The 1,246-nt window shown below is 36.2% G+C and carries 2 tRNA genes; both read right to left on the bottom strand.

What is annotated here, in order from left to right:
• Positions 1 to 528: 528 nt before the first annotated feature.
• Positions 529 to 600, bottom strand: a tRNA-Pro gene (locus tag FDW96_RS11835).
• A 69-nt stretch (positions 601 to 669) separates the two neighbouring features.
• A tRNA-Trp gene (locus FDW96_RS11830) sits at positions 670 to 740 on the bottom strand.
• Between the last annotated feature and the right edge of the window lie 506 nt (positions 741 to 1,246).

Genomic DNA, 1,246 nt, shown 5'->3' with positions numbered 1-1,246 from the left:
AAATGAGTGTGCTTGGTGAGATGACCTCCGGGCTGAAAATTTCCCTTAACATAGCGATTAATGGGGGGGAGTATATATAAAAAAATATTTTCTTTTACTAATTACTTTATAGTTTAATAGCAAGCCACACTAATAGCCATAGCAACGTGAACACTGGGTTAATAACCAATAGCAATAACAACAATGCTATACTTGGACTAATGAACAACATAATAATAAATAAAGATAATATAATCATTTGCTTCTCCCCTTGTCTTATAGCAGTAGTAGGAATCGAACCTACGTTTACCATTAGACTATACTGCTAACTATGACTAACTATCAGTAGCTGGCATCTTATTATAGAGCAGTAGGGAATCGAACCCTACACCACGTTAGTACACCTTATTACTCTAACCAGCTGTCACTTAGTTATGCCTGTGACACTTTAATACACTAGGACTTTCGTTAGCTGATATAACCGTGCACCAGTTATCTGTATAGTTGTGCCATAGCTTAACACTTCGTCTATGGACTATACACCACTCATCAGGATAGCTGGACTCGAACCAACACTACATGTTCCCAAAACACGCATGCTACCATTAACACTATATCCTGTTACTATATGCCATAATACGCTCAATACCTAGAACTATAACTTATAACATATAATAAAATAAAGGAGAACACGAACAGTAGGAATCGAACCCACGTTTACAGGTTTGGAATCTGTAGCATTACCATTATACTATGTTCGCTAGATACAAAGGGCTGTTAGTTGCTAGTACTCATTTAATCAAACAGTATGCTTTACAGTTTGCACCCTATGCTTGGCTGTCAACTCTATGACATTTAAGTACCGTCAATCAGTACACCTATTCTTTTAATTCAAAACGTTTAATACTCCAGCCACTACCAATAAGATAGATGTAAATACACTTAGCATAATAGCTAGATAGTCATGGCGATAATACCACTCCTTANGATACAAAGGGCTGTTAGTTGCTAGTACTCATTTAATCAAACAGTATGCTTTACAGTTTGCACCCTATGCTTGGCTGTCAACTCTATGACATTTAAGTACCGTCAATCAGTACACCTATTCTTTTAATTCAAAACGTTTAATACTCCAGCCACTACCAATAAGATAGATGTAAATACACTTAGCATAATAGCTAGATAGTCATGGCGATAATACCACTCCTTAAAGTTGGTAACCGAACCTACACCATATAAAATGCCAAGAATAATCAAGGCAATATTA

Origin of the sequence: Citrobacter sp. TBCS-15 (assembly GCF_005280815.1) — a bacterium.
Taxonomy (GTDB): Bacteria; Pseudomonadota; Gammaproteobacteria; order Enterobacterales; family Enterobacteriaceae; genus Citrobacter; species Citrobacter werkmanii.
This window is presented reverse-complemented; position numbering and strand designations above follow the sequence as displayed.